Raw genomic sequence first — 26,924 nt, forward strand, 5'->3', positions numbered from 1 at the left:
TGGAGAATTCCATGAGCAGCGATCTTATCAAACACGTTAGCGACGCTAGCTTCGAGGCCGATGTACTCAAGGCTGAAGGCGCTGTACTGGTCGACTACTGGGCTGAGTGGTGCGGCCCTTGCAAAATGATCGCTCCTGTTCTGGACGAAATTGCAGAGACTTACAAAGGCAAACTGACCGTTGCCAAACTGAACATCGACGAAAACCAGGAAACCCCTGCCAAGCACGGCGTACGTGGTATCCCGACCCTGATGCTGTTCAAGAACGGCAACGTTGAAGCGACCAAGGTCGGCGCACTGTCGAAATCGCAACTGGCCGCTTTCCTCGACGCCAACATCTAAGCGTCGTTGTAGCCAGTCTGCCAAAGGCCCCGCAAATCGCGGGGCCTTTTCGTTATGCAGGGCTAGACGGCTCCCAAACTCAAGTGATACATTCGGCCCCGCACTGGTTTCTCCATTGCCCCCTGCTAGCCGTCGCCGACGCACTCCTTTCGAATAAGTACGCGATCCTGTCGCCTTCTCCGCGGCGCGGCCTCATTAAGCCAAAAGCTTAATTTCCCCCCTCCATAAATGATTACGTCATTCCTATATGAATCTGACTGAACTCAAGCAAAAGCCGATTACCGAACTGCTCGAATTGGCCGAACAGATGGGCATAGAAAATATGGCCCGTTCGCGCAAGCAGGACGTGATTTTCTCCCTGCTCAAAAAGCACGCGAAAAGCGGTGAGGAAATCTCCGGTGATGGCGTGCTGGAGATTCTCCAGGACGGCTTCGGCTTCCTCCGCTCTGCAGACGCTTCCTATCTCGCCGGCCCAGACGATATCTACGTCTCGCCGAGCCAGATCCGTCGCTTCAACTTGCGCACCGGTGACACCATCGTTGGCAAGATCCGCCCTCCAAAGGAAGGCGAGCGTTATTTCGCGCTGCTCAAGGTCGACACCATCAACTTCGACCGTCCGGAAAACGCCAAGAACAAGATTCTCTTCGAGAACCTGACCCCGCTGTTCCCGACCGTGCGCATGAAGATGGAAGCCGGCAACGGTTCCACTGAAGACCTGACCGGTCGTGTAATCGACCTGTGCGCCCCGATCGGTAAAGGCCAGCGCGGTCTGATCGTTGCTCCGCCGAAAGCGGGCAAGACGATCATGCTGCAGAACATTGCCGCGAACATCGCGCGTAACAACCCTGAAGTTCACCTGATCGTGTTGCTGATCGACGAGCGTCCGGAAGAAGTGACCGAAATGCAGCGCACCGTGCGCGGCGAAGTGGTTGCCTCGACGTTCGACGAGCCGCCGACCCGTCACGTGCAGGTTGCCGAAATGGTGATCGAGAAGGCCAAGCGCCTGGTCGAACACAAGAAAGACGTGGTGATCCTGCTCGACTCCATCACCCGTCTGGCCCGTGCCTACAACACCGTGATCCCGAGCTCCGGCAAGGTACTGACCGGTGGTGTCGATGCCCACGCCCTGGAAAAACCGAAGCGTTTCTTCGGCGCTGCGCGGAACATCGAAGAAGGCGGCTCGCTGACCATCATCGCCACCGCGCTGGTTGAAACCGGCTCGAAGATGGACGAAGTGATCTACGAGGAATTCAAAGGCACCGGCAACATGGAACTGCCTCTGGACCGCCGTATCGCTGAAAAGCGCGTCTTCCCGGCCATCAACATCAACCGTTCCGGTACTCGCCGCGAAGAGTTGCTGACGGCTGACGATGAGCTGCAGCGCATGTGGATTCTGCGCAAGCTGCTGCATCCGATGGATGAAGTGGCTGCCATCGAGTTCCTGGTCGACAAGCTGAAAACGACCAAGACCAACGATGAGTTCTTCCTGTCGATGAAGCGCAAGTAAGTCGACAGCTCTGCAAAAAGCCGGGGAAACCCGGCTTTTTGCTATCCGATTTTCGCTCAACAGGTTCTGAAGCGTCTGGTTCGGCGCTAAACTGCCAGCCCCCGAACGCCACGGCCAACACGAGGCTCACGCATGCAGTATCGCGACTTGCGCGACTTTATCAGCGGTCTGGAACAGCGCGGCGAACTCAAGCGCATCCAGGTTCCGGTGTCCCCAGTGCTCGAAATGACCGAGGTCTGCGACCGCACCTTGCGCGCCAAGGGCCCGGCCCTGCTTTTCGAAAAGCCTACCGGTTTTGACATTCCCGTCCTCGGCAACCTGTTCGGCACCCCCGAGCGCGTCGCGTTGGGCATGGGCGCCGAAGCGGTCAGCGAACTGCGCGAGATCGGCAAGCTGCTGGCGTTCCTCAAGGAGCCCGAGCCGCCGAAGGGTTTGAAGGACGCCTGGTCCAAGCTGCCGATCTTCCGCAAGATCATCTCGATGGCGCCCAAGGTCGTCAAAGATGCGATCTGCCAGGAGGTGGTCATCGAAGGTGATGACGTCGACCTCGGCAAGTTGCCGGTGCAAACCTGCTGGCCGGGCGACGTCGCGCCCCTGATCACCTGGGGCCTGACAGTCACCAAGGGCCCGAACAAGGATCGCCAGAACCTCGGCATCTACCGTCAGCAGGTGATTGGTCGCAACAAGGTCATCATGCGCTGGCTGAGCCACCGTGGCGGCGCGCTGGATTATCGCGAGTGGTGCGAGAAGCATCCGGGCCAGCCTTTCCCGGTCTCGGTGGCCCTGGGCGCCGACCCTGCCACTATCCTCGGCGCCGTGACTCCGGTGCCGGACAGCCTGTCCGAATACGCCTTCGCCGGTCTGCTGCGCGGTAACCGTACCGAACTGGTGAAGTGCCGCGGCAACGACCTGCAAGTGCCGGCCACCGCCGAGATCATCCTCGAAGGCGTGATCCATCCGGGCGAGATGGCCGATGAAGGTCCGTATGGCGACCACACCGGTTACTACAACGAAGTCGACAGCTTCCCGGTGTTCACCGTCGAGCGCATCACCCACCGCACCAAGCCGATCTATCACAGCACCTACACCGGCCGTCCACCCGATGAGCCGGCGATTCTCGGTGTGGCGCTCAACGAAGTGTTCGTGCCGATCCTGCAGAAGCAGTTTCCGGAAATCACCGACTTCTACCTGCCGCCCGAAGGCTGTTCTTACCGCATGGCCGTCGTGACCATGAAGAAGTCGTATCCGGGCCACGCCAAGCGGGTAATGCTAGGTGTCTGGTCGTTTTTGCGACAGTTCATGTACACCAAGTTCGTTATCGTCACCGACGACGACATCAATGCGCGGGACTGGAACGACGTGATCTGGGCCATCACCACGCGCATGGACCCCAAGCGCGATACGGTGATGATCGAAAACACGCCGATCGACTACCTGGACTTCGCCTCGCCGGTGTCCGGCCTGGGCTCGAAGATGGGCCTGGACGCCACCCATAAATGGCCAGGGGAAACCACGCGTGAATGGGGTCGGGTGATCGTCAAGGACGACGCCGTGACCCAGCGGATCGATGCCATCTGGAATCAGTTAGGAATAGATTGATGCGTGTAACCTTGCAGCCCTCCGGAGCAGTGCTGGAGATTCAGCCCGGCGAGCGGATTCTCGATGGCGCACGCCGTCTTGGCTATGAATGCCCGCAAAGCTGCCGCAACGGCAATTGCCATGTGTGCGCGGCGTTGCTGGTGGAAGGTCGAGTCCAACAGGCCGGCCTCGTGCGTGACCATGGCGAGTTCTACACTTGCATAGCGGAGCCGCTGGAAGACTGCATCGTGCTGTGGGATGGCGTGCTTTCGCTGGGAGAGTTGCCGGTGCGCACCCTGTCGTGTCAGGTCACCAGTTGCACCGAGGTTGGCGGTGATACCTGGCGCGTACGACTGCGAGCGCCGGCCGGCAAGCCCCCGCGTTATCACGCTGGTCAGTACCTGATGATCCATCGCGACAACGGTGACAAGTCGTCCTTTTCCTTGGCTTCGGCTCCCTCTGGCGGTCGGGATCTGGAGATCCACGTGCTGGCGCGTGAGCCCAGTGCTCAGAATCTGATCAAGCAATTGCAGCGCGACGCGATAGTTCGGATCGACATGCCCTTTGGCGATGCGCACCTGGCCGAGTTGCCGGACGGTCCGTTGGTGCTGATCGCGGCCGGTACCGGCATGGGCCAGATCCATGGCCTGATCGAACATTGCCGCGCCGAGGGTTTCAAACATCCGGTGCATCTGTATTGGGGCGTGCGTCGTCCGGAAGACTTCTATGAAGTCGAACACTGGGATGAATGGCTTAAGCTGCCGAATCTGTTCCTGCACAAAGTTGTCAGTGATCAATGCGGCTGGCAGGGGCGTTGCGGCATGCTGCATGAAGCGGTGTGTGAAGATTTCCCTGATCTGAAGGCGTTGCATGTCTACGCCAGCGGCTCGCCGGCGATGGTCTATGGCACGCTGGATGCGCTGGTGGAAGCAGGGATGGACGCCCACCAGATGCGTGCCGACGTGTTCGCCTACGCCCCAAGATCCTGACACCGTCCCTGTAGGAGCGAGCATGCTCGCGATGGTCGTCAACGATAACGTTGGCAGCCTGACACCCCGCGGTGTCCCATCGTGCATCGCGAGCATGCTCGCTCCTACAGGGTTTATTTATAACTCTCTATATAGCGCTTCGGTATTTATAAAATCTTATAAATGTCGGTAGGTTATATCTCGTTCAAGTAATTAATTAAGAGTTGCGCCAATGCGCTTAAATTACTTGAATACATATGTGCCTTAATGATTCACCGGTGCGTTCTATTTAGTAACTGATTACTCGCGGGGAGCTGAACGCTATTCGCCATGAGCGCCATCGAATCTTCATTTCTGAACCTGGCTTACCCTCCGCGCCTCGACCTGGGGCCGCAGCTTACGCACGAACAATTGCTCAGCTCGATGCAATCGACCATGGCGCGCCACAAGGGTGGGCCGGTCTGGCTGTTCGCTTATGGATCACTGATCTGGCGCCCTGAATGCACGGCGGTCGAACGCGTTCGCGGGCGGGTGCATGGCTACCATCGCGGTCTGTACCTGTGGTCCCACGAACATCGCGGCACGCCGGAAATGCCCGGGCTGGTATTCGGTCTGGATCGTGGCGGTTCGTGCAGCGGCTTCGCCTACCGATTGCCGGAAGAACAACTGGACGCTTCGCTGTATGCGCTGTGGAAGCGCGAGATGCCGTTCCCTTCTTACCGTCCGCACTGGCTCAACTGCCGGCTTGAAGACGGCAACCAGGTTCAAGCATTGGGATTCGTACTGGAGCGGCATTTGCCCAGCTACGCGGGCAACCTGCCGGATCACGTGTTGAGCCACGTGTTCGAAAACGCTTGCGGGCGCTACGGCACGACGCGCGACTATGTCGAGCAGACGGCCCACGCCCTGCGCAGCCACGCCATGCCAGACCGGAATCTGGAGGCGCGGCTCAAGCGCTGTAAATCAAAGGATGATCAGGCGATCGCTTCGCGGGTCTGACTGGCCGCCTGCTTGTGCCGCAATGTCGGCGCAAGGAAAGCCATCGCCAGCAGGCAGGCACCGATCAGCAGGACGAAACCGCCATCCCAGCCGAAATGGTCCACGGTGTAGCCCATCGCTGCACTGGCCGCGACCGAACCTCCCAGATAACCGAACAGACCGGTAAAGCCCGCGGCGGTACCGGCGGCTTTCTTCGGCGCCAGTTCCAGTGCCTGCAGGCCGATCAGCATCACCGGGCCGTAGATCAGGAAGCCGATGGAGATCAGCGCGATCATGTCCACGGTCGGGTTGCCGGCCGGGTTGAGCCAGTACACCAGTGTCGCCACGGTCACCAAGGCCATGAACACCATGCCGGTCAGGCCACGGTTGCCACGGAAGATCTTGTCCGACATCCAGCCGCACAGCAGCGTGCCGGGAATACCGGCCCACTCGTAGAGGAAATACGCCCAGGACGTCTTGTCGACGCTGAAACCCTTGGCTTCCTTCAGATAAGTCGGCGCCCAGTCCAGCACGCCGTAACGCAGCAGGTAGACGAATACGTTGGCCATGGCGATGTACCAGAGCATCTTGTTGCGCAGCACGTACTTGACGAAGATTTCCTTGGCGCTGAATTCCTTCTCGTGGCTGGCGTCATAGCCTTCCGGGTAGTCGTTCTTGTACTTCTCGATGGGCGGCAGGCCGACCGATTGCGGGGTGTCGCGCATGGTGATGAAGGCGAAGATCGCCACCGCCATGGCTACCGCCGCCGGCACGTAGAACGCCGCATGCCAGTCGTTGAACAGGCCCATGCCGATCAGGAACAGCGGGCCAATCAGGCCGCCGCCGACGTTGTGCGCCACGTTCCACAGCGACACCACGCCACCGCGCTCCTTCTGCGACCACCAGTGCACCATGGTCCGCCCGCTTGGCGGCCAGCCCATGCCCTGGGCCCAGCCATTGATGAACAGCAGCACGAACATGATGGTCACGCTGGAGGTCGCCCAATGCGCGAATCCGAACGTGAACATGACCGCCGCCGAAACCATCAGGCCGAACGGCAGGAAGAAGCGCGGGTTGGAGCGGTCGGAGACGATGCCCATCAGGAACTTGGACAGGCCGTAGGCGATTGCGATCGCCGACAGCGCCACACCCAGCTCGCCGCGGGTGTAACCCTCTTCGATCAGATAGGGCATGGCCAGGGAGAAGTTTTTGCGCAGCAGGTAGTAACCGGCGTAACCGATGAAGATACCGGCGAAGATCTGCCAGCGCAGGCGTCGATAGGTGCTGTCTACTTTTTCTTCAGGCAAGGGCGCCTGATGTGCGGCGGGGCGAAAGAAGGCAAACATTCAAAAGCTCCAGTGTTCTTGTTTTGACTGCGGATGCGAATATTACAGTTTCGTTACCGAAAAAAGCACTGGGTTTTGTCGGCAAAAAAGCAGAAATGTTGGAAGTCGCGTGTTCCTTTACGAACATGTCGTACAGATGTAAGTCATGACGATGTAGGAAGAGTTACTCGGGGCATGGGTAAAGCGCCTCATTCCTCTGGCGTAGCTCAGATCTTTGGGAAATGTCCTTCGCGGTTATGGGACGCCATGATCTTCAGCTTGGCGGCATTGATCTTTAGCCTTTTGCACTGTTGCCAGGGTCTGGCGGTTCAGCTGCGAAGGGAGCGGTTATGCGGTGGTTGCTGTGCGGGGTGTTGCTGATTCTGTTGTCGATTGAAAGCAGGGCGGGGGATGAGTTTCTGATTCCGGAACACAATCCCAGACCGATTTATCCGGCGGCGCTGCAAAGGGCGGGAATCACCGGGGATGTCCGAGTCAGCTTCGTGGCCTATGCCGATGGTTCAGTCGGCGAGGTGAAGATCCTTGAGAGCGATCATCCCGATCTGGCTGAAGCGAGCCGGGTCGCGATAGAGAAGTGGCGGTTCAAGCCGTGGACGGTCGAGGGGGACAAGCCGGCGGAACAGGAGGTGATCGCGCCGATGATCTTCGGGTATGACGCCAGTCTGCCGCGACACCTGAATCAATGGCTCGGCAAATTGAAGTGCCGCGACCTCAATCAATTCCTGGTGCGGACGGCGGATCAGGCCTGGGTTGATTTGCCTGCGTTCCATTACACCCGGGCTTATCTGACGAATTCCTTTTCCAGGGCAATGTTGAGCGATGAACGGCGGCTTGAGTTGATCGCGAAAATGAACAGGAGCGTGCCGTACATTGGCAGGCAATGCCTGAACAATCCGGGATCCCGATTTGCGAGGTATTTGCCGGAAGATATCCGCAAGCTGCTTTAGCTGCGTCGGGTCTGGATATCGTTGATCGAAGTCCAGACCCTTCGCCATGGTTCAGCGAACCTGAACCACCACCTTTCCGACCGCCTTGCGCTGGCCAAGATCGTTGATCGCTTGGGCGGAATTGCTCAGGGGATACACCTGCGACACCAGCGGTTTCAACTTGCCTTCCTTGAACCAGCCGAACAGTTGCTGGAAGTTGGCGGCGTTGTCCTGCGGCTGGCGCTGGGCAAACGAACCCCAGAACACGCCCACCACGGCAGCACCTTTGAGCAGGGCGAGATTCACCGGGAATTCGGGGATGCGGCCGCTGGCGAAGCCGACCACCAGCAGGCGGCCGTTCCAGGCGATGGCGCGCACGGCCTGGTCGAACAGGTCGCCGCCGACCGGGTCGTAGATTACGTCGGCGCCCTGGCCATCGGTCAGGCGCTTGATTTCGTCCTTGAGGCTGGTTTCGCTGTAGTTGATCAGTTCATCGGCGCCGGCGGCCTTGGCCACGGCCAGTTTCTCCGCGCTGCTGGCGGCGGCGATCACACGGGCGCCCATGGCCTTGCCGATTTCCACGGCTGCCAGGCCCACGCCGCCGGAGGCACCGAGCACCAGCAGGGTTTCGCCCGGTTGCAGGTTGCCGCGCTGCTTGAGGGCGTGCATCGAGGTGCCGTAGGTCATGCTGAAGGCGGCGGCGGTGTTGAAGTCCATCGAAGGCGGGATCGGCAGCACGTTGTAGCCTGGCACCGCGACCTGTTCGGCAAAGCTGCCCCAGCCGGTCAGGGCCATGACCCGGTCGCCGACTTTCAGATGGCTGACCTTTTCGCCCACCGCGCTGACCACGCCTGCCGCTTCGCCACCCGGGGAGAACGGGAAGGGCGGCTTGAACTGGTACTTGCCCTCGATGATCAGCGTGTCGGGGAAATTCACCCCGGCGGCGTGCACGTCCAGCAGGATTTCATTCTTCTTCGCGACAGGACTGGCGACGTCTTCCAGCACCAGCGATTCGGCAGGACCGAAGGCTTTGCACAGCACGGCTTTCATCAGGGCTATTCCTTTGGGAGAGATGGCCGATAAGTGTAGGTGTGTGAGTCGACGGGTCAACGAGCATGCCCGCCCCTGATAGTCAGCCATAAGCTTGTGCTTGAGCGGCGGGTCGTTATGCTAGGCCGCAAACCGGATGAGGTACGAATAGTGAAAGCGTGGATCGTGTTGATGATGGCCCTGTCCCTGCCTGTGGCAGCGATGGCCGAAGAAGCCAAGGAAGGTGCAGCACCGAAGGTCAATTACATCACCCTGAGCCCGCCGTTCGTGGGCAACTACGGGCTCGATGGCACTCCGAAGCTCAAGGTGTACAAGGCCGATGTGGCCTTGCGCGTGACCGGCGACGAGGCGACCAAGGCGGTCAAGGCCAACGAGCCGTTGATCCGCAACCAGCTGGTGGCGCTGTTCGCCCAGCAGACCACTGAGACGATGAACAACGTCGAGGCCAAGGAAAAGCTGCGTCAGGAAGCGCTCAAGCAAACCCAGCAGATCATGAATGATGAAACCGGCAAGCCGGTGGTTGAGGATCTGTTGTTCAACAACCTCATCATTCAGTAAAGGCTCGGCCGGCCTCTTGCTCTTGTAGGAGCGAGGCTTGCCCGCGAAGGCGGTCTACCGGGCAACATCAATGCTGAATGTGCTGGCCTCTTCGCGGGCAAGCCTCGCTCCTACGGGGATATCGGTTGGTCACAGCTCTTGTGTTCACAACCGGCCATTGTGGGAGCGGGGTTGCCCGCGATTGCATTCTGACGGGCGCCGAAATGCCTACGGCTTGAGCGCGATCACCGCCGCCCATTGCTCGGCCGTCACCGGCATCACCGAAAGCCGCGAACCCTTCTGCACCAGTGGCATCTCTGTCAGCGCCGTCTGCTGTTTCAGATAGTCCAGCTTCAACACCCTGGAAAACGTCTCCACATGGGCGACATCGATCGCGCTCCAGGCGTTTTTCTCGGGCGTGGCCTTGGGATCGTAATAGTGGCTCTCAGGCTCCAGCGCCGTCGGGTCCGGATACGCGGCTTCGACGATCTTGCCGATCCCGGCAATTCCCGGCTCCGGGCAGCTGGAGTGATAGAAGAAAAACTCGTCCCCGACCGCCATGGCCCGCAGGAAGTTGCGCGCCTGATAGTTGCGAACCCCGTCCCAGCGCGCTTTGCCGAGCTTTTCCAGGCCTTTGATCGAGAGTTCGTCGGGCTCGGATTTCATCAGCCAATAGGCCATGGTTTGGCTCCTTGCGAGGTGTGTGGACAGGTTGTTGGGCAATTTTATGACAAACCGACAGTCGGTTGACGCCAGCATTTGCGTGCGGGTTCACGTTGACGCAAAATGCCGGCCTTTAAAGCTTGACGCTGCTGCACGGCCTGTAAATGGAAACCGCTGCTGTCATCGTATAGATATGCCTTTGGGGGGCAGTCGATGAAACGCAAACCGGATTTACTATGGATTTTGGTTATTTTGTTCGGCCTTGGCGTCGTGACTACCGGCTATGCCCAAAGCCTCTGGAACAGCAAGGTCGATGCACCGATTGAGATCTCGGCGCTGCAGCAACAGTCGACCGCTTTCAAGCGCTGATCGCGTCCTTTCGACGCCGCTGACCCGCAGTGGCGTCTAGCCTGCGAAATACCAGGCCTTGTCGGTAACCGTTCCCTGCAGCGGCACATCCCAGCTCGCTTGAGCCAGTCGTTCCACCTTCTGACATTCATGAGCCAGACCCAGCAGCGTCGGTTTGCGCCAGTCATTGCGGCGCGCCAGATAAGCCAGGCTGCGATCATAGAATCCGCCGCCCATCCCCAGGCGTCCGCCGACATCGTCGAATCCCACCAGCGGTAACAGCACCAGGTCCAGCGCCCAGACTTTGCGCTGCCGGGCGAGGCTGTGCCGCGGCTCCAGAATGCGGAAGCGGTTGGGCTTGAGTTTTTCCCCGGGGCGAATGCGCTGGAACACCATCTTGGTCCGCGGCCATGCGCTGAGCACCGGCAGATAAGTCGCCTTGCCCCGACGCTGGGCGGCGCGCAGCAGCAGGCGCGGATCGATTTCACCGTCGGTAGGTAAATAGAGGGAGATGTGCCTGGCGCGGCGGAACAGCGGTTGCTGGGCCAATTGCTTGTACAGCCCGCGAGCGGCCTGGCGCTGCTGACTGGCGGTCAATGCGCGGCGGGCCTTGCGCAGCATGCGTCGAAGTTGCGGGCGGGGAAGCAGCGCAGGTTCGGTCATGGATTCGGGCTTCGGCAGTGTGGATACGAAAAGCGTACCCGTAAAAAAGCCGATGCCGGTATCAAAACCGGCATCGGACTCGAATCAGGCTCCCCGAATGTGCCGCTGTCGACTTAGCCCTTGAACCCGAAAGTTCAAGGTGGAAGATGCAGTAGGCTTTAAGGCTTTCCGTCTAGCGGACATGCACACCAGCCCAACGTGCAACCTCCAGGGTATAGCAAATCGGCTCAGGGACATCGCCAACTGGCAAGCACCCCAGGGAGTGTTGGGGAGTATACCCCAAGCGCGTAAGCGAATCAGCCTTTGGTGACGTCCGGATCGGTGGCGAGCACCAGATCGACACGATCGAGCAGGTCGCGAACCTGTTCGCGGGTCGAGCCGCTGACCTGAATATCCGGGCTCTCCTGCTTGTGCAGCAGGTCGTGGGTAATGTTCAGGGCGGCCATCACGGCAATGCGATCGGCGCCGATGACTTTGCCGCTGCTGCGGATCTCGCGCATCTTGCCGTCCAGGTAGCGGGCGGCGCTCACCAGGTTGCTGCGCTCTTCCTGTGGACAGATGATCGAATATTCTTTGTCGAGGATCTGCACGGTGACGCTATTGCTTGAACTCATGAGTCTTGCTCCAGGGCCTTGAGGCGCGAAATCATCGATTCGACCTTACGCCGGGCGATTTCGTTTTTTTCAATGAGGTGAGCGCGTTCCTCGCGCCAGGTCTTTTCCTGAGCAAGTAAGAGTCCGTTTTGACTCTTAAGTTGCTCGACTCGGGTAATCAGCAGTTCGAGTCTGGCCATCAGCGCTTGCAGGTCGGTGTCTTCCATTGTGTCCACTGAAAATGTCTGATGGGTGGTAGCAGCCCGATTTTTCTGTAGGAGCGAGCACGCTCGCGATGGTCGCCAACGATAACACTGGGTCCCTGACACCCCGCAGCGTTCTCGGGTTCATCGCGAGCGTGCTCGCTCCTACAGGGGTAGTCGATGTAGGATACAAGGCCTTCATTCTAGACATAGCGCCGTCTGGCGCCTAGCTGCCCATGCCCATTCAGAATTCTCCGTACCAAGCCTTCGCCACCCTGCTGACTTCCAGCGGCCACAATGTCTCGCCTGCCGAATTGCACGGTTTGTTGCTCGGTCGCAGCTGCGCCGGTGCCGGCTTCGATCACGAAGGCTGGCTGGTCGACGCTGCCGAGTTGCTGGAAAACGAGCCGCAGGACAACATTCGCGCGGCCCTGATCGGCCTGCAAGAGATGGTCAAGGGCGAACTCACCGGCGAAGACGTCACCGTCGTCCTGCTGCTGCCAACCGACGATGCCCCGCTGGCCGAGCGCGCCGAGGCGCTGGGTCAATGGTGCCAGGGTTTCCTCAGCGGTTTCGGCCTGAACTGCCGTGACAGCAGCATGCTGAGCAGCGAGGCCACGGAAGTGTTGCAGGATCTTGCGGCTATCTCCCAGGTGCAAGATGCCCTGGAAGAATCCGAAGACGGCGAAAGCGACTATATGGAAGTGATGGAATACTTGCGCGTCGCGCCGCTGCTGCTGTTCTCCGAAACCCGTAAGGCGGACCAACCGGCGGCTGCCAAACCGTCGCTGCACTGATCAACGACAGGGAAAGCCATCTGCCCATGATTCATATCCCGAAATCGGAATACGGCCGTCGCCGCAAGGCCCTGATGGCGCAGATGGAACCCAACAGCATCGCCATCCTGCCCGCCGCCGCAGTGGCCATCCGCAATCGCGATGTCGAGCATGTCTACCGCCAGGACAGCGACTTCCAGTACCTCAGCGGCTTTCCCGAACCGCAGGCCGTGCTGGTCCTGATTCCGGGACGCGTGCATGGCGAATACATCCTGTTCTGTCGTGAACGCAACGCCGAGCGCGAACTGTGGGATGGCCTGCGCGCCGGACAGGAAGGCGCGATCCGTGACTTCGGCGCCGACGATGCTTTCCCCATCACTGATATCGACGACATCCTGCCGGGCCTCATAGAAGGCCGCGACCGGGTGTACTCGGCCATGGGCAGCAACCCGGAATTCGATCGCCACCTGATGGAATGGATCAACGTGATCCGCTCCAAGGCGAACCTCGGTGCCCAGCCGCCGAACGAATTCGTTGCCCTGGATCATCTGCTGCACGACATGCGCCTGTATAAATCGGCGGCGGAAGTGAAGGTCATGCGCGAAGCCGCGCGGATTTCCGCTCAGGCCCATGTGCGGGCGATGCAGGCCAGCCGTGCCGGTTTGCATGAGTTCAGCCTGGAAGCCGAGCTCGATTACGAGTTCCGCAAGGGCGGGGCGAAGATGCCGGCCTATGGCTCGATCGTCGCGGCGGGGCGCAACAGCTGCATCCTGCACTACCAGCAGAATGACGCCGTGCTCAAGGACGGCGACCTGGTGTTGATCGACGCCGGTTGCGAGATCGACTGCTACGCCAGCGACATCACCCGCACCTGGCCGGTCAATGGCAAGTATTCGGCGGAACAGAAGGCGATCTACGAACTGGTGCTCGCTGCCCAGGAAGCGGCGTTTGCCGAGATTGCCCCGAACAAGCACTGGAACCAGGCCCACGAAGCCACCGTTCGGGTGATCACCCGCGGTCTGGTGGAGCTGGGCTTGTTGCAGGGCGAGGTCGATGAACTGATCGCCAGCGAAGCCTACAAAGCGTTTTACATGCACCGCGCCGGGCACTGGCTGGGCATGGACGTGCATGACGTTGGCGAGTACCGGGTCGGCGGCGAGTGGCGGGTGCTGGAAGTCGGCATGGCGCTGACCGTGGAACCGGGCATCTACATCTCGCCGAACAACCAGGACGTAGCGAAGAAATGGCGCGGCATTGGTGTGCGCATCGAGGACGACGTTGTGGTCACCAAAACCGGCTGTGAAATCCTGACCAAAGGCGTACCGAAAACGGTGGCCGAGATCGAGGCCCTGATGGCCCAGGCAAGGACCCAAGCGGCATGAGTCGATTCAATCTGGCAATCATTGGTGGCGGTCTGGTAGGCGCGAGCCTGGCGATGGCGTTGCAGGCCGGCGCCAAGGCCCGGGGCTGGAAGATCGTGCTGATCGAGCCCTTCGCTCCCGGCGAGAGCTATCAGCCCAGTTACGACGCGCGCTCCACGGCCCTGTCGTTTGGCTCCCGGCAAATCTATCAGCGGTTGGGCATCTGGCAGGAAGTCTCCCGCCGCGCCGAACCGATCAAGCAGATTCATGTCTCCGACCGCGGGCGTTTTTCCACAGCGCGGTTGTCGGCGATGGAAGAAGGCGTCCCGGCGCTGGGCTATGTGGCGGAAAACGCCTGGCTCGGCCAATGCTTGTGGCAAGCCCTGGACAAGGACGTGATCCACTGGCATTGCCCGGCGGAAGTCACGCGCATGGAGCCGCTCACCGATGGTTATCGGCTGACGCTCAATGACGAAACCTGCGTCGATTGCGATCTTGCGGTGCTCGCCGATGGCGGCCGTTCCGGTCTGCGCGAACAACTGGGTATTGGCATCAAGAAACGCTCGTACAACCAGAGCGCGCTGATCGCCAACATCACCCCGAGCGAAGCCCACAACGGCATGGCGTTCGAGCGTTTCACCGACGACGGCCCGATGGCGCTACTGCCCTTGCCGGACAACCGCTGCGCCCTGGTCTGGACTCGTCTGGGCATGGACGCGCAACGTCTGGCGGCCCTCGATGAGCGCAGTTTTCTCAGCGAGCTGCAGGGCGTGTTCGGCTATCGACTGGGCACCTTGAAGCAGGTCGGCGCTCGCCACCTGTACCCGCTATCGCTGGTAGAAGCCGAAGAGCAGGTGCGTCCGCATCTGGCGATCCTCGGCAACGCCGCCCACAGCCTGCACCCGATTGCCGGTCAGGGTTTCAACCTGTCCCTGCGCGATGCCCAGGCCCTGGCCGATGCGTTGCTCGCCAGCGACAAGCCACTGGGGGATTTTGCGACCTTGCAGGCCTATCGCGAGCATCAGCGTCTGGACCAGAACCTGACCGTCGGCTTCTCCGATCAGGTCACGCGCCTGTTCGGCAGCACTCAGCCACTGGTTTCCCTGGGGCGCAATCTCGGCTTGCTGGGTCTTGATCTGTTGCCGCCGGCCAAGCGCTGGTTCGCCCGACAGGCGATGGGGCTGGGTACTCGTCCCAATGTTTAAGTGGCTGACTGCAACGTTCGGCAAAGCGCGATTGATGCGCTGGTTCATGTGCTTCTATCCGCCGTACCTTGGCGCCGGGGTTCGGGTGCGGCACATCAGCGATGACTTTCGCGACATCCAGGTTTCCATGGGGTTGAGCTGGTACAACCGCAATTACGTCGGAACGCAATTCGGTGGCAGCCTGTATTCGATGGTCGATCCGTTTTTCATGCTGATGCTGATGGAAAACCTCGGACGCAACTACATCGTCTGGGACAAGGCCGCCGACATCGATTTCATTGCGCCGGGCAAAGGCCCGGTGCACGCCCGCTTCAGCATCGATGACACCCTGCTCGACGAGATCCGTCGGCAGACGGCGGGGGGCGAAAAATACCTGCCGCAATTGCAGGTCGATATTCATGACGGCGCCGGCCAGCTGGTGGCGCGTGTCGGAAAAACCCTTTACGTGCGGCTCAAGCCGCAAGCGAGACAGGCTTAAAGCATGGAAATGCGCGCAGATCTGCTGATTGTCGGAGCCGGAATGGTCGGCAGCGCCCTGGCGTTGGCGTTGCAGGACAGCGGGCTGGAAGTCCTGTTGCTGGACGGCAGCCCCCTGAGCGTCAAACCCTTCGATGCCCAGGCCGCGTTCGAGCCGCGGGTGAGCGCGTTGTCCATCGCCAGCCAGCGCATTCTCGAGCGCCTCGGTGTTTGGGAAGGCATCGCCGGTCGACGCAGCAGCCCGTACAGCGACATGCAGGTGTGGGACGGCAGCGGCACCGGGCAGATCCACTTTTCGGCGGCCAGCGTGCATGCCGATGTGTTGGGGCATATCGTCGAGAACCGCGTGGTTCAGGACGCCTTGCTCGATCGCTTGCACGACTGCGATCTGGGTTTGCTGGCCAACGCACGTCTCGAACAGATGCGCCGCTCCGGCGACGACTGGCTGCTGACCCTGGCCGATGGCCGCACTCTGCGCGCACCGCTGGTGATCGCGGCGGACGGCGCTAATTCGGCGGTCCGCCGCCTCACCGGCATGGCGACGCGGGAGTGGGACTATATGCACCACGCCATCGTCACCAGCGTGCGCTGCTCCAAACCTCATCAAATGACCGCCTGGCAACGCTTTACCGATAACGGCCCGCTGGCCTTCCTGCCGCTGGAGCGCGACGGTCAGCATGACTGGTGCTCGATTGTCTGGTCGACCACTCCGACTGAAGCCGAACAACTGATGGCGCTGGGTGACGAGGAGTTCTGCCAGGCGCTGGAACGGGCTTTCGAAGGGCAGTTGGGCGACGTGCTCAATGCCGACCCGCGTGTTTGCGTACCGCTGCGCCAGCGACATGCCAAGCGCTATGTCGCCGAAGGTCTGGCGTTGATCGGCGACGCCGCTCACACCATTCACCCGCTGGCCGGGCAGGGCGTGAACCTGGGTTTCCTCGATGCCGCCGTACTGGCCGAAGTGCTGTTGCAGGCGAGCAGCCGCGGCGAGCGGCTGGCGGATGTGAAGGTGCTCAGCCGTTACGAGCGTCGCCGCATGCCGCATAACCTGGCGTTGATGGCGGCGATGGAAGGTTTCGAACGGTTGTTCCAGGCTGATCCGCTGGCGGTGCGCTGGCTGCGCAATACCGGGTTGAAGCTGGTCGACCGGTTGCCCGAGGCCAAGGCACTGTTCGTGCGCGAGGCGCTGGGGTTGACCGGGGAGTTGCCGGCGTTGGCCAAGGCCTAAGAGCTGGGTTGGAGCTGATGGCCTCTTCGCGGGCAAGCCTCGCTCCTACAGGTTACGAACCCAATACAAATCCCTGTAGGAGCGTGGCTTGCCCGCGAAGGCGTCAGAACATCCACCACACAGCTCACCTGTGCAACATCTGGTAACTCCTCCGCCAACTGTTCGATTGAGAAGCTAAATGTGAGTCCTTATCATTTGCCCACATTTTTTCAATCGAGAGACCGCTCCCATGTTGGCACCGAAGCGTCTTCTGACCGCACTGGCTCTGACCCTGATCGGCAGTACCGCCGCCCAGGCCGCCGATGAAGTAGTGGTTTACTCCTCGCGTATCGACGAGCTGATCAAGCCGGTCTTCGATGCCTACACCGCCAAGACCGGCGTGAAGGTGAAGTTCATCACCGACAAGGAAGCGCCGCTGATGCAGCGGATCAAGGCCGAGGGCGAGAATGGCGTTGCCGACCTGCTGCTCACCGTCGACGCCGGTAACCTCTGGCAAGCCGAGCAGATGGGCATTCTCCAGCCGTTTACCTCGAAAACCATCGACACCAACATTCCCCTGCAATACCGCGCCGCGTCCCACGCCTGGACCGGCCTGAGCCTGCGGGCGCGGACCATCGCCTATTCCACCGACCGGGTGAAACCGGGCGAGCTGACCACCTACGAAGCGCTGGCCGACAAGGAATGGGAAGGCCGCCTGTGCCTGCGCACGGCGAAGAAGGTCTACAACCAGTCGCTGACCGCCACCATGATCGAAGTCCATGGCGCCGAGAAAACCGAGAAGATCCTCAAGGGCTGGGTCAACAACCTGTCCACCGACGTGTTCTCCGACGACGTGGCGGTGCTGGAAGCGATCAATGCCGGCCAATGCGATGTCGGCATCGTCAACACCTACTACTACGGTCGCCTGCACGCTCAGAAGCCGGACCTGCCGGTGAAGCTGTTCTGGCCGAACCAGGCAGACCGTGGCGTGCACGTGAACCTGTCGGGCATCGGTCTGACCAAACACGCGCCGCACCCCGAGGCAGCCAAGGCCCTGGTGGAGTGGATGACCACGGCTGAAGCGCAAAAGATCTTCGCTGACGTCAACCAGGAATTCCCGGCCAATCCGACGGTGAAACCTTCCGCGGAAGTGGCTGCCTGGGGTGAGTTCATCGCCGATACCTTGCCGGTTGAAGTGGCGGGCAAGCGTCAGGCCGAGGCGATTCGCATGATGGATCGCGCCGGCTGGAACTGAGTCCGCGTTAAAGCGTAAAAGATCGCAGCCTTCGCCAGCACCTACCCCTTGTAGGCGCTGCCGAAGGCTGCGATCTTTTCGCGTTTTCCCAAACCCCGAATTTTCACGAGCGCTTCCCCTTGGCCCACCCCGCCCAACGCCGCTGGTATCCCCTGGTCTTCGCCATTGCTGCGCTGGTCTTGTTGCCCCTGAGTGTCCTGTTGCTGTCCTGGCAGTCGATCGATCAGCAGATCTGGTCGCACCTGTGGGAAACGCAGATGCCGCGTCTGTTGGGCAACACCCTGACCCTGGTGCTCGGCGTCGGTGTCGGTGTAACCGTCCTCGGTGTGAGTCTGGCCTGGCTCACCAGCCTCTGCGAATTCCCCGGCCGACGCTGGCTGGACTGGGCGTTGATGTTGCCGTTCGCGATTCCCGCTTATGTGCTGGCCTTCGTTTTCGTCGGCCTGCTGGATTTCGCCGGCCCCGTGCAAACCTTGCTGCGCGAATGGTTCGGCACCGGACTGCGCCTGCCCCGGGTTCGCTCCACCGGAGGGGTGATTCTGGTGCTGGTGCTGGTGTTTTATCCCTACGTCTACCTGCTGGCGCGCACCGCGTTCCTGGCCCAGGGCAAGGGCCTGATGGAAGCGGCGCGAGTGCTGGGGCAGACGCCATGGCAAGCGTTCTGGCGGGTGGCGATGCCCATGGCGCGGCCCGCCATCGGCGCCGGTGTGGCCTTGGCGCTGATGGAAACTTTGGCGGATTTCGGCGCAGTTTCGGTATTCAACTTCGACACCTTCACCACGGCTATCTACAAGACCTGGTACGGATTTTTCAGCCTGTCCACCGCCGCGCAACTGGCCAGCCTGCTGTTGTTGGTGGTGATGGTGGTGCTGTACGGCGAGCGTCGCGCCCGGGGTGCCAACCGAGCGAGCAACGAGCGGCCTCGGGTCAAGGCGCTGTATCACCTGCGGGGCATCAAGGCGCTGTTGGCCACCAGTTGGTGCGGTCTGGTGTTCGCCTGTGCGTTCGTCATTCCGATGCTGCAATTGCTGGCCTGGTTCTGGCAGCGCGGGCGCTTCGATCTGGATGAGCGTTACACCGGCCTGATCGTCCACACCCTGTATCTGGGGGCGATGGCTGCGCTGATCACCGTCAGTGTCGCGCTGGTCCTGGCGTTCGCCCGGCGGCTGGCGCCGACACCGGGCATTCACGCCGGGGTCGGTCTGGCCAATCTCGGTTATGCCTTGCCCGGTTCAGTGCTGGCGGTGTCGATCATGCTGGCGTTCAGTTATCTGGATCGCGAATTGGTGATCCCGCTGTCCGGCTGGCTCGGTGGCGCCGGCAAACCCTTGCTGTTGGGCAGCCTGTCGGCGTTGCTGCTGGCCTATCTGGTGCGCTTCATCGCCGTGGCGTACGGGCCTCTGGAAAGCAGTCTGGCGCGTATACGGCCATCTTTGCCCGAAGCGGCACGAAGCCTGGGCGTCGGCGGGCCGCGACTGTTTTTCAAAGTGTATCTACCGTTGTTGCTGCCCGGTTCGTTGAGCGCCGCGTTGCTGGTGTTCGTCGACGTGCTCAAGGAAATGCCCGCGACCCTTCTGATGCGCCCGTTTGGCTGGGATACGCTGGCGGTGCGGATCTTCGAAATGACCAGCGAAGGGGAGTGGGCAAGGGCCTCTTTACCGGCGCTGACCCTGGTCCTGGTCGGGCTGTTGCCGGTCATCGGATTGATCCGGCGTTCAGCGCACCAAAACAGCTAGGTGCCAGTCCTACACCTTGCGGCTACAATGCGCGGCATTCGGTGCGGTCCGTCTGACAGAAGAAGTAGTAGTAATCGGCTGAAAGCCCTTTGTTTCAAGGCTTTGGCCCGATTGAGCTCTCGCCCGCACCCTCGCCACGCCCGGAAGGAGAAACCCATGGGACAGCGTACGCCTCTGTATGACCTTCATCTCGCTCTCGGCGCGAAGATGGTCGATTTTGGCGGTTGGGATATGCCCCTGCATTATGGATCGCAGGTCGAGGAACACCATGCAGTGCGTCGCGACTGCGGTGTTTTCGATGTATCCCACATGACCGTTATCGACGTCGATGGCCCCCAGGCCAAAGTCTGGCTGCAGCATCTGCTGGCCAATGACGTCGAGCGCCTGCACAACCCGGGCCGCGCCTTGTACAGCACCATGCTCAACGAGCGCGGCGGCATCGTCGACGACATGATCGTCTACCGCCTGGACGAGGGTTATCGTCTGGTGGTCAATGCCTCAACCCGCGATCAGGACCTGGCGTGGATGCAGGCTCATCTCGCCGGTTTCGATGTGAACCTCAAAGAACGCTCCGAGCTGGCGATGCTGGCCATTCAAGGCCCACACGCCCGGCACAAGGTGGCCGAACTGGTGAACCAGTGCCGGGGCAATCTGATCCAGCTGCTCAAGCCCTTCGAAGGCCTGCCTGATGGCGACTGGTTCTTCGCGCGCACCGGTTATACCGGCGAAGACGGCCTGGAAATCATTCTGCCGGCCGATCAGGCGCCGGGATTCTTCAACGATCTGGTGGGGGCGGGCATTTCCCCGATCGGTCTCGGCGCGCGGGATACCCTGCGGGTCGAGGCCGGCATGAACCTGTATGGCCAGGACATCGATCAACAGGTGTCGCCGCTGGTTTCCAACATGGCCTGGAGCATCGCCTGGGAGCCGGCCAGCCGCCAGTTCATCGGGCGCAGCGCGCTCGAAGCCGAACAGAGCGGCGGCGTACAGCACAAATTGGTCGGTCTGGTGCTTGAGGAACGCGGGGTTTTGCGCGCTCATCAAGTGGTCCGTATCGCCGATGTTGGCGAAGGGGAGATCACCAGTGGTAGTTTCTCTCCTACGCTTAGCAAGTCGATTGCACTGGCGCGCGTGCCGATGGCGACAGCCGACCGCGCGGAAGTGGAAATCCGTGGCAAGTGGTACCCGGTCCGAGTGGTCAAACCGACCTTCGTCCGCCATGGCAAAACCTTGATCTAATCTCTTTGGCGGGCCTTGTCCGCCGACCATTTTCCTGAGGACACAGAACATGAGCGATATCCCTGCCGACCTGCGTTTTGCCGAAAGCCACGAATGGGCGCGCCTGGAAGCCGACGGCACCGTTACCGTGGGCATCAGCGACCACGCACAGGAAGCGCTGGGCGATGTGGTGTTCGTCGAATTGACCGAAGTGGGCAAGACCTTCGCGGCCGGTGATCAATCGGGCGTGGTGGAATCGGTTAAAGCGGCTTCCGACATCTATTCCCCGGTTTCCGGCGAAGTGATCGCGATCAACGAAGAGTTGAGCGCATCGCCTGAGCTGCTGAACTCCGAGCCTTACGGCGCCTGGATCTTCAAGCTCAAGCCAAGCAACACCGCCGAGCTGGACAAGCTGCTGGATGCGGCTGGCTACAAGGCTGCCATCGGCGAATAAGCCTTTCGGCGACACCCCAAAGCCCCGACCTGTCGGGGCTTTTTCATGCCTGCGATTTTGAATGCACTGAAAATCAAATGTGGGAGCGGGCTTGCTCGCGAATGCGGTGTGTCAGTCAACATCAGTGTTACTGATACACCGCATTCGCGAGCAAGCCCGCTCCCACAGGGGATCAATTGTGCCAAGGGATTTGCATCCGACATCGGCTGCTATGCTGGATTGACCGTGTTCCATCGACGCCGAGCGCCAGTCAAGAGAGAGCCCGTCATGTCCCAGTTGCCGTCCTTGAGCCAGTTACGCGACCCCAATGCCTTTCTTCGCCGCCACCTCGGGCCGGATGCTGCCGAGCAGCAGGCGATGCTCGACAGCCTTGGTCTGGGCAGCCGGGTCGAGTTGATCGAGCAGACGGTGCCGCCGGGAATTCGCTTGAACCGTGCCCTAGACCTGCCGCCGGCCCTGGACGAAGAAGCCGCGTTGGCGAAACTGCGCGGCTATGCCGAGCAGAACCAGATCTGGACCAGCCTGATCGGCATGGGCTACCACGGCACGCTTACCCCGGCGGTCATCCTGCGCAACGTCCTGGAAAACCCCGGCTGGTACACCGCCTACACCCCCTATCAACCGGAAATCGCCCAGGGCCGGCTCGAGGCCCTGCTGAATTTCCAGCAGTTGACCATCGACCTCACCGGTCTTGAATTGGCCAACGCCTCGCTGCTGGACGAAGCCACGGCGGCCGCCGAAGCCATGGCCCTGGCCAAACGAGTCGCCAAGTCGAAAAGCAATCTGTTCTTCGTCGATGAAAACTGCCATCCGCAGACCATTTCCGTGGTGCAGACCCGGGCTGAAGGTTTCGGCTTCGAGTTGATCATCGACACGGTGGATAACTTGAAGCAGCACCAAGTCTTCGGCGCTTTGCTGCAATACCCCGACACCCACGGCGAGATCCGTGACCTGCGTCCGCTGATCGATCACCTGCATGCCCAGCAGGCGCTGGCGTGTGTCGCCGCCGACCTCTTGAGCCTGTTGCTGCTGACCCCGCCCGGGGAGTTGGGCGCCGATGTGGTGTTCGGTTCTTCCCAGCGCTTTGGTGTGCCGATGGGCTACGGCGGACCGCACGCGGCGTTTTTTGCCAGCCGCGAGGAGTTCAAGCGGGCGATCCCAGGCCGGATCATCGGCGTGTCGAAAGATGCCCGTGGCAACGTCGCCCTGCGCATGGCCTTGCAAACCCGCGAGCAACATATCCGCCGGGAAAAGGCCAACTCCAACATCTGTACTGCGCAAGTGCTGCTGGCCAACATCGCCAGTTTCTATGCGGTCTATCACGGGCCGGAAGGGCTCAAGCGCATTGCCCAGCGCGTGCACCGGCTGACCTGCATCCTCGCCGCCGGCCTTGAGCGCAAGGGCATCAAGCGCCTGAACCAGCACTTCTTCGACACCCTGACCCTGGAAGTCGGCGGCACCCAGACAGCGATCATCGAAAGCGCCCAGGCCGCGCAGATCAATTTGCGCATTCTGGGTCGCGGGCAACTGGGCCTGAGCCTCGATGAAACCTGCGATGAAACCATCGTGGCCCGGTTGTTCGATGTGTTCCTCGGTGCCGATCATGGGCTCAAGGTCGAGGATCTGGACGCGGAAGCCCTCGCCGGCGGCATTCCCGCAGGGCTCGTGCGAACCTCACCTTATCTGCGCCATCCGGTGTTCAGCGCCCACCACAGCGAAACCGAAATGCTGCGCTATCTCAAGCAACTGGAAAACAAGGACTTGGCGCTCAATCAATCGATGATTCCGCTGGGCTCCTGCACCATGAAGCTCAACGCCACCAGCGAAATGATCCCGATCACCTGGCCGCAGTTCGCCAACCTGCATCCGTTTGCGCCCAGGGAGCAGGCGGTCGGTTATTCATTGATGATCGAGGAACTGGAGCGCTGGCTCTGCGCGATCACCGGTTTCGACGCGATCTGCATGCAGCCCAACTCCGGCGCCCAGGGTGAGTACGCCGGGCTGCTGGCGATCCGCAAATACCACGAGAGCCGTCAGCAGGGCGGGCGCGATATCTGCCTGATTCCGTCCTCGGCCCACGGCACCAACCCGGCATCGGCGCAGATGGCCGGGATGCGCGTGGTGATTGTTGAATGCGATGAGGCTGGCAACGTCGATCTGGACGATCTGAAAGAGAAAGCCGCGCACGCTGGCGACAAGCTTTCATGCCTGATGGCGACCTATCCGTCGACCCATGGCGTGTACGAAGAAGGCATCAGCGAGATCTGCGAGGTGATCCACAGCCATGGCGGCCAGGTGTACATGGACGGCGCCAACCTCAACGCCCAGGTCGGGCTGGCACGTCCGGCGGACATCGGCGCCGACGTGTCCCACATGAACCTGCACAAAACCTTCTGCATTCCCCATGGCGGTGGCGGGCCGGGCATGGGGCCGATTGGCATCCGCGCGCATCTGGCGCCGTTCGTGGCCAATCACCCGGTGGTGCCGATCGACGGGCCGTTGGCGCAGAACGGCGCCGTCAGCGCCGCGCCCTGGGGCAGCGCGAGCATCCTGCCGATCAGCTGGATGTACATCGCGATGATGGGCCCGCAACTGGCGGATGCCAGCGAAGTGGCGATTCTCTCTGCGAATTACCTGGCGCGGCATTTGTCAGGAGCGTTCCCGGTGCTTTTCACCGGGCGCAACGAACGGGTCGCCCACGAATGCATTCTCGATCTGCGCCCGCTCAAGACCTTGACCGGCATTAGTGAGGAAGACGTTGCCAAGCGCCTGATGGACTACGGCTTCCATGCGCCGACCATGTCTTTCCCGGTGCCCGGAACCTTGATGGTGGAACCTACCGAAAGTGAATCGAAGGCCGAGTTGGACCGCTTTATCGGCGCGATGCTGAGCATCCGTGCGGAGATCACCGAGGTGCAGAACGGCAACTGGCCGGCCGAGGACAACCCGCTCAAGCGTGCGCCGCATACCCTGGCCGATATCACCGGTGTTTGGGAGCGGCCTTACAGTATCGAGCAGGGCGTCACGCCGGATGCGCATACCAAGGCGCACAAATATTGGCCGGCGGTGAACCGGGTGGACAACGTGTATGGGGATCGCAACCTGTTCTGTGCGTGTGTGCCGCTGGATGAGTACCGATAACCTGCGGGCACACTTGTGACCCTGTGGGAGCGGGCTTGCCCGCGATGAGGTCGTGTCAGTCGATATCAATGTGCCTGACACTCCGCCATCGCGGGCAAGCCCGCTCCCACAATGAATTGCATCAGATTTGAGGTTACGGGCAAAAAAATGCCGCTCGGGTGAGCGGCATTTTTTCTGACTGGAAAGGTTACTCCGCAGCCACGGCATTCTTAGCCAGGATCGCGTTCGCCAGTTCCATGTCCGTAGCCTGCAGCCCAGGATTATCGGCGCGGACTTTCTGCATCGCCGCTTCCAGATACGGACCGCGAATGCCGCCATCGCTGGCGACGAAACTGCTGGCATCGTCCTGGGCGGCGATGATCAGTTTGTGGTCCTTGAACGTCAGGTAGGTCGAGCCGGTGGTTGCGCCGGAGGAAATGACGTTACGCCAGAAACTGTCAGCCATCGCCGAACCGACAGGCAGGGACAGCAGGGCGACGGTGGCGACAGCAAGTTTGAAACGCATGATGGGGTGACTCCACTGTTTGATCTACGCAGTTGGATTGTCGCCCCCTGACTGAGTTCCATGCGCTCACATCTACTTCTGCTCACTCTGTGGCGTAACCCGCAGCACCTCTTCGACCGTGGTCAAGCCCGCCGCCACTTTTTGCGCACCGGACAGCCGCAGGCTGCGCATCCCTTCCTTGAACGCCTGACGCCTGACCGCCAGCAGATCGGTATCGGGGTTGATCAGGGCTTTCACGCCGTCGGTCAATTGCATGATTTCGTAGACCCCGGCGCGGCCGTGATAGCCGGTATCGCGACACTCCAGGCAACCGATGGCCCGTTGCGCGTTGGTGGGCAGTGGCGCCTGCCAGGGCCGGGTCAGGGTTTGCCAGTCTTCTTCGCCCAGGGTTTGCGGGGCCTTGCAGTGCGGGCACAGGGTCCGCACCAGACGCTGGGCCATGACGCCCAGCACCGTGGCCTTGATCAGGTAATGCGGCACGCCCAGTTCCAACAGGCGGCTGATGGCGCTCGGCGCGTCGTTGGTGTGAAGAGTCGACAGTACAAGGTGGCCGGTGAGGGCGGCCTGGATCGCCATCTCCGCGGTTTCCAGATCGCGGATCTCGCCGATCATGATGATGTCCGGGTCTTGGCGCATCAGCGCGCGCACCCCGGAGGCGAAAGTCAGGTCGATGTTGTGCTGGACCTGCATCTGATTGAACGCCGGCTCGACCATCTCGATCGGGTCTTCGATGGTGCAGAGGTTGACCTCCGGCGTCGCCAGTTTCTTCAGCGTGGTGTAGAGCGTGGTGGTCTTGCCGGAACCGGTGGGCCCGGTGACGAGAATGATGCCGTTCGGCTGACGGGTCATGTCCTGCCAGCGGCGCAGGTCGTCGGCGGAAAAGCCGAGCTGGTCGAAATCCTTGAGCAGTACCTCGGGGTCGAAAATCCGCATGACCATTTTTTCGCCAAAGGCGGTGGGCAGGGTCGACAGTCGCAGTTCCACTTCGCCGCCGTCCGGGGTCTTGGTCTTGACCCGGCCGTCCTGGGGTTTGCGTTTCTCCGCGACGTTCATCCGGCCGAGGGTTTTCAGGCGGCTGACGATGGCCATGCTGACCTGCGGCGGAAACTGGTAGACGTTGTGCAACACGCCGTCGATGCGAAATCGCACCGTGCCCTGTTCGCGCCGGGGTTCGATGTGAATATCGCTGGCGCGCTGCTGGAAGGCGTACTGGAACAGCCAGTCGACGATGTTGACGATGTGCGCGTCGTTGGCATCCGGCTCCTGGTCGCTGGCGCCGAGGTTGAGCAACTGTTCGAAGTTGCCCAGGGTGTTGACCTGTTGCTCGCCGTTGCTGGCGCCGGTGACCGATTTGGCCAGGCGGAAAAACTCCACGCTGAAACGCTGGATATCCACCGGGTTGGCCACCACCCGCTTGATCGGCAGCTTCAACACATGGGGCAGGTCGGCTTCCCAGCTGCTGACGTAGGGCTGGGCGCTGGCGACGGTCACTGCGTCGCGGTCGATGGACACCGCGAGAATCTTGTGACGCTGGGCGAAGGCGTAGGACATCAGCGGCATGACGGCCGCCACGTTGATTTTCAGCGGGTCGATGCGCAGGTAAGGCTGGCCCGCCTGCTGGGACAGCCACAGGGTCAGGTTTTCCAGATCGTGGTGTTTGCCGGGGCGGCTGAGGTCGTCCAGTTGCTGGCTGGCGATGAACTCCAGAGGATGCATCTGGCCATGGGCGGCGTGACGGCGACGGGCATTGAGCGCGTGCTCGGCCGAGTCCTGGCTGATGTAGCCCTGGGCGACCAGTTCACGCAGTACATCATTGAGATCCAGCCAGCGGTCCTGAAAGGCGAGTTGAACGGACATGCGGGCTCCTTTTGAACACAAGTGCGCAAAG

26 protein-coding genes and 1 other RNA gene are annotated in these 26,924 nt (G+C 61.1%); 18 read left to right on the forward strand and 9 right to left on the reverse strand.

The window, feature by feature from the left end; all coding sequences use genetic code 11:
- The first annotated feature begins 11 nt into the window (after window positions 1-11).
- The 5 genes from trxA to K9857_RS14390 all read left to right on the forward strand — a co-directional run bounded on the left by trxA (window position 12) and on the right by K9857_RS14390 (window position 5,393).
- Window positions 12-341 carry a thioredoxin TrxA gene (trxA, locus tag K9857_RS14370; protein ID WP_003206727.1) on the forward strand — a complete coding sequence of 110 codons (330 nt, stop codon included), beginning with the start codon at window positions 12-14 and terminating at the stop codon, window positions 339-341.
- A 247-nt stretch (window positions 342-588) separates the two neighbouring features.
- A complete protein-coding gene (gene rho / locus K9857_RS14375) occupies window positions 589-1,848 on the forward strand; it encodes a transcription termination factor Rho (RefSeq protein ID WP_003206716.1) in 1,260 nt (419 codons plus the stop codon).
- Window positions 1,849-1,980: 132 nt separating this feature from the next.
- Complete coding sequence (gene ubiD, locus K9857_RS14380) at window positions 1,981-3,447, forward strand: 4-hydroxy-3-polyprenylbenzoate decarboxylase (RefSeq protein WP_224536804.1); 1,467 nt, start codon at window positions 1,981-1,983, stop codon at window positions 3,445-3,447.
- Complete coding sequence (locus K9857_RS14385; protein WP_224536806.1) at window positions 3,447-4,415, forward strand: CDP-6-deoxy-delta-3,4-glucoseen reductase; 969 nt, start codon at window positions 3,447-3,449, stop codon at window positions 4,413-4,415. The genes ubiD and K9857_RS14385 overlap by 1 nt, the downstream gene beginning before the upstream one ends.
- Before the next feature lie 309 nt (window positions 4,416-4,724).
- Entirely contained in the window at window positions 4,725-5,393 is a 669-nt protein-coding gene (locus K9857_RS14390; protein ID WP_224536809.1) for a gamma-glutamylcyclotransferase, read from the forward strand.
- Here K9857_RS14390 and glpT read toward each other — a convergent pair.
- The gene (gene glpT / locus K9857_RS14395) at window positions 5,369-6,718 is read right to left on the reverse strand and encodes a glycerol-3-phosphate transporter (RefSeq protein ID WP_224536811.1); all 1,350 of its coding nucleotides are present in this window, start codon (window positions 6,716-6,718) and stop codon (window positions 5,369-5,371) included. The genes K9857_RS14390 and glpT overlap by 25 nt on opposite strands.
- Before the next feature lie 329 nt (window positions 6,719-7,047).
- Between glpT and K9857_RS14400 the strand changes: the two genes are divergently transcribed.
- The gene (locus tag K9857_RS14400; protein ID WP_224536813.1) at window positions 7,048-7,665 is read left to right on the forward strand and encodes an energy transducer TonB; all 618 of its coding nucleotides are present in this window, start codon (window positions 7,048-7,050) and stop codon (window positions 7,663-7,665) included.
- A gap of 51 nt (window positions 7,666-7,716) precedes the next feature.
- Here the strand turns inward: K9857_RS14400 and K9857_RS14405 are convergent, their stop codons facing one another.
- Complete coding sequence (locus K9857_RS14405) at window positions 7,717-8,694, reverse strand: NADPH:quinone oxidoreductase family protein (RefSeq protein ID WP_224536815.1); 978 nt, start codon at window positions 8,692-8,694, stop codon at window positions 7,717-7,719.
- Window positions 8,695-8,844: 150 nt separating this feature from the next.
- Here K9857_RS14405 and K9857_RS14410 point away from each other — a divergent pair, with 150 nt between their 5' ends.
- The gene (locus K9857_RS14410; RefSeq protein ID WP_224536816.1) at window positions 8,845-9,252 is read left to right on the forward strand and encodes a flagellar basal body-associated protein FliL; all 408 of its coding nucleotides are present in this window, start codon (window positions 8,845-8,847) and stop codon (window positions 9,250-9,252) included.
- 207 nt (window positions 9,253-9,459) lie between these two features.
- On the opposite strand, the gene K9857_RS14415 is transcribed toward K9857_RS14410, so the two are convergent.
- Window positions 9,460-9,912, reverse strand: a complete 453-nt coding sequence (locus K9857_RS14415; RefSeq protein WP_224536818.1) for an EVE domain-containing protein — start codon at window positions 9,910-9,912, stop codon at window positions 9,460-9,462.
- A 195-nt stretch (window positions 9,913-10,107) separates the two neighbouring features.
- On the opposite strand from K9857_RS14415, the gene K9857_RS14420 reads away from it, so the two are divergent.
- Window positions 10,108-10,263 carry a hypothetical protein gene (locus K9857_RS14420; protein WP_224536819.1) on the forward strand — a complete coding sequence of 52 codons (156 nt, stop codon included), beginning with the start codon at window positions 10,108-10,110 and terminating at the stop codon, window positions 10,261-10,263.
- A gap of 36 nt (window positions 10,264-10,299) precedes the next feature.
- On the opposite strand, the gene K9857_RS14425 is transcribed toward K9857_RS14420, so the two are convergent.
- The 4 genes from K9857_RS14425 to K9857_RS14440 all read right to left on the reverse strand — a co-directional run bounded on the left by K9857_RS14425 (window position 10,300) and on the right by K9857_RS14440 (window position 11,725).
- Window positions 10,300-10,905, reverse strand: a complete 606-nt coding sequence (locus tag K9857_RS14425; protein WP_175379707.1) for a 5-formyltetrahydrofolate cyclo-ligase — start codon at window positions 10,903-10,905, stop codon at window positions 10,300-10,302.
- A gap of 86 nt (window positions 10,906-10,991) precedes the next feature.
- A non-coding RNA gene (gene ssrS, locus K9857_RS14430) (6S RNA) lies at window positions 10,992-11,170 on the reverse strand.
- Window positions 11,171-11,201: 31 nt separating this feature from the next.
- Window positions 11,202-11,519, reverse strand: coding sequence for a cell division protein ZapA (locus tag K9857_RS14435; RefSeq protein ID WP_224536821.1), 318 nt, complete (start codon window positions 11,517-11,519; stop codon window positions 11,202-11,204).
- Window positions 11,516-11,725 (reverse strand): TIGR02449 family protein, encoded by a 210-nt coding sequence (locus tag K9857_RS14440; RefSeq protein ID WP_007982902.1) that lies wholly within the window; start codon window positions 11,723-11,725, stop codon window positions 11,516-11,518. Before K9857_RS14440 ends, K9857_RS14435 begins: the two co-directional genes overlap by 4 nt.
- A 212-nt stretch (window positions 11,726-11,937) precedes the next feature.
- Between K9857_RS14440 and K9857_RS14445 the strand changes: the two genes are divergently transcribed.
- From K9857_RS14445 to gcvP, 10 genes are all read left to right on the forward strand, one after another.
- Window positions 11,938-12,498, forward strand: a complete 561-nt coding sequence (locus K9857_RS14445; protein WP_224536823.1) for a YecA family protein — start codon at window positions 11,938-11,940, stop codon at window positions 12,496-12,498.
- Window positions 12,499-12,524: 26 nt separating this feature from the next.
- Window positions 12,525-13,859: a Xaa-Pro aminopeptidase gene (gene pepP, locus K9857_RS14450; RefSeq protein WP_224536825.1), complete on the forward strand. Its 1,335-nt coding sequence runs from the start codon at window positions 12,525-12,527 to the stop codon at window positions 13,857-13,859.
- Complete coding sequence (gene ubiH / locus K9857_RS14455) at window positions 13,856-15,043, forward strand: 2-octaprenyl-6-methoxyphenyl hydroxylase (RefSeq protein ID WP_224536827.1); 1,188 nt, start codon at window positions 13,856-13,858, stop codon at window positions 15,041-15,043. The genes pepP and ubiH overlap by 4 nt, the downstream gene beginning before the upstream one ends.
- A complete protein-coding gene (locus K9857_RS14460) occupies window positions 15,036-15,521 on the forward strand; it encodes a DUF4442 domain-containing protein (protein ID WP_224536828.1) in 486 nt (161 codons plus the stop codon). Before ubiH ends, K9857_RS14460 begins: the two co-directional genes overlap by 8 nt.
- A gap of 9 nt (window positions 15,522-15,530) precedes the next feature.
- Window positions 15,531-16,748 (forward strand): 2-octaprenyl-3-methyl-6-methoxy-1,4-benzoquinol hydroxylase, encoded by a 1,218-nt coding sequence (locus K9857_RS14465; protein WP_224536846.1) that lies wholly within the window; start codon window positions 15,531-15,533, stop codon window positions 16,746-16,748.
- A 229-nt stretch (window positions 16,749-16,977) separates the two neighbouring features.
- Window positions 16,978-17,982: an extracellular solute-binding protein gene (locus K9857_RS14470; RefSeq protein ID WP_175379702.1), complete on the forward strand. Its 1,005-nt coding sequence runs from the start codon at window positions 16,978-16,980 to the stop codon at window positions 17,980-17,982.
- A 119-nt stretch (window positions 17,983-18,101) separates the two neighbouring features.
- A complete protein-coding gene (locus K9857_RS14475; RefSeq protein ID WP_224536831.1) occupies window positions 18,102-19,718 on the forward strand; it encodes an ABC transporter permease in 1,617 nt (538 codons plus the stop codon).
- A gap of 156 nt (window positions 19,719-19,874) precedes the next feature.
- The gene (gcvT, locus tag K9857_RS14480; RefSeq protein ID WP_224536834.1) at window positions 19,875-20,957 is read left to right on the forward strand and encodes a glycine cleavage system aminomethyltransferase GcvT; all 1,083 of its coding nucleotides are present in this window, start codon (window positions 19,875-19,877) and stop codon (window positions 20,955-20,957) included.
- A gap of 49 nt (window positions 20,958-21,006) precedes the next feature.
- The gene (gcvH, locus tag K9857_RS14485) at window positions 21,007-21,390 is read left to right on the forward strand and encodes a glycine cleavage system protein GcvH (protein WP_224536836.1); all 384 of its coding nucleotides are present in this window, start codon (window positions 21,007-21,009) and stop codon (window positions 21,388-21,390) included.
- Window positions 21,391-21,657: 267 nt separating this feature from the next.
- Window positions 21,658-24,531 carry an aminomethyl-transferring glycine dehydrogenase gene (gene gcvP / locus K9857_RS14490; protein ID WP_224536838.1) on the forward strand — a complete coding sequence of 958 codons (2,874 nt, stop codon included), beginning with the start codon at window positions 21,658-21,660 and terminating at the stop codon, window positions 24,529-24,531.
- Between the two features lie 187 nt (window positions 24,532-24,718).
- On the opposite strand, the gene K9857_RS14495 is transcribed toward gcvP, so the two are convergent.
- Window positions 24,719-25,036 carry a DUF2388 domain-containing protein gene (locus K9857_RS14495; RefSeq protein WP_224536840.1) on the reverse strand — a complete coding sequence of 106 codons (318 nt, stop codon included), beginning with the start codon at window positions 25,034-25,036 and terminating at the stop codon, window positions 24,719-24,721.
- Between the two features lie 72 nt (window positions 25,037-25,108).
- Window positions 25,109-26,893 (reverse strand): GspE/PulE family protein, encoded by a 1,785-nt coding sequence (locus tag K9857_RS14500; RefSeq protein WP_224536842.1) that lies wholly within the window; start codon window positions 26,891-26,893, stop codon window positions 25,109-25,111.
- Between the last annotated feature and the right edge of the window lie 31 nt (window positions 26,894-26,924).

Source organism: Pseudomonas sp. REP124 (assembly GCF_020164475.1).
GTDB lineage: Bacteria > Pseudomonadota > Gammaproteobacteria > Pseudomonadales > Pseudomonadaceae > Aquipseudomonas.

Coding starts and splice junctions, on each gene's coding strand:
- trxA (WP_003206727.1), top strand. CDS start 12: ATGAGCAGCGATCTTATCAAACACGTTAGCGACGCTAGCTTCGAGGCC.
- rho (WP_003206716.1), top strand. CDS start 589: ATGAATCTGACTGAACTCAAGCAAAAGCCGATTACCGAACTGCTCGAA.
- ubiD (WP_224536804.1), top strand. CDS start 1,981: ATGCAGTATCGCGACTTGCGCGACTTTATCAGCGGTCTGGAACAGCGC.
- K9857_RS14385 (WP_224536806.1), top strand. CDS start 3,447: ATGCGTGTAACCTTGCAGCCCTCCGGAGCAGTGCTGGAGATTCAGCCC.
- K9857_RS14390 (WP_224536809.1), top strand. CDS start 4,725: ATGAGCGCCATCGAATCTTCATTTCTGAACCTGGCTTACCCTCCGCGC.
- glpT (WP_224536811.1), bottom strand. CDS start 6,718: ATGTTTGCCTTCTTTCGCCCCGCCGCACATCAGGCGCCCTTGCCTGAA.
- K9857_RS14400 (WP_224536813.1), top strand. CDS start 7,048: ATGCGGTGGTTGCTGTGCGGGGTGTTGCTGATTCTGTTGTCGATTGAA.
- K9857_RS14405 (WP_224536815.1), bottom strand. CDS start 8,694: ATGAAAGCCGTGCTGTGCAAAGCCTTCGGTCCTGCCGAATCGCTGGTG.
- K9857_RS14415 (WP_224536818.1), bottom strand. CDS start 9,912: ATGGCCTATTGGCTGATGAAATCCGAGCCCGACGAACTCTCGATCAAA.
- K9857_RS14420 (WP_224536819.1), top strand. CDS start 10,108: ATGAAACGCAAACCGGATTTACTATGGATTTTGGTTATTTTGTTCGGC.
- K9857_RS14425 (WP_175379707.1), bottom strand. CDS start 10,905: ATGACCGAACCTGCGCTGCTTCCCCGCCCGCAACTTCGACGCATGCTG.
- K9857_RS14435 (WP_224536821.1), bottom strand. CDS start 11,519: ATGAGTTCAAGCAATAGCGTCACCGTGCAGATCCTCGACAAAGAATAT.
- K9857_RS14440 (WP_007982902.1), bottom strand. CDS start 11,725: ATGGAAGACACCGACCTGCAAGCGCTGATGGCCAGACTCGAACTGCTG.
- K9857_RS14445 (WP_224536823.1), top strand. CDS start 11,938: ATGCCCATTCAGAATTCTCCGTACCAAGCCTTCGCCACCCTGCTGACT.
- pepP (WP_224536825.1), top strand. CDS start 12,525: ATGATTCATATCCCGAAATCGGAATACGGCCGTCGCCGCAAGGCCCTG.
- ubiH (WP_224536827.1), top strand. CDS start 13,856: ATGAGTCGATTCAATCTGGCAATCATTGGTGGCGGTCTGGTAGGCGCG.
- K9857_RS14460 (WP_224536828.1), top strand. CDS start 15,036: ATGTTTAAGTGGCTGACTGCAACGTTCGGCAAAGCGCGATTGATGCGC.
- K9857_RS14465 (WP_224536846.1), top strand. CDS start 15,531: ATGCGCGCAGATCTGCTGATTGTCGGAGCCGGAATGGTCGGCAGCGCC.
- K9857_RS14470 (WP_175379702.1), top strand. CDS start 16,978: ATGTTGGCACCGAAGCGTCTTCTGACCGCACTGGCTCTGACCCTGATC.
- gcvT (WP_224536834.1), top strand. CDS start 19,875: ATGGGACAGCGTACGCCTCTGTATGACCTTCATCTCGCTCTCGGCGCG.
- gcvH (WP_224536836.1), top strand. CDS start 21,007: ATGAGCGATATCCCTGCCGACCTGCGTTTTGCCGAAAGCCACGAATGG.
- gcvP (WP_224536838.1), top strand. CDS start 21,658: ATGTCCCAGTTGCCGTCCTTGAGCCAGTTACGCGACCCCAATGCCTTT.
- K9857_RS14495 (WP_224536840.1), bottom strand. CDS start 25,036: ATGCGTTTCAAACTTGCTGTCGCCACCGTCGCCCTGCTGTCCCTGCCT.
- K9857_RS14500 (WP_224536842.1), bottom strand. CDS start 26,893: ATGTCCGTTCAACTCGCCTTTCAGGACCGCTGGCTGGATCTCAATGAT.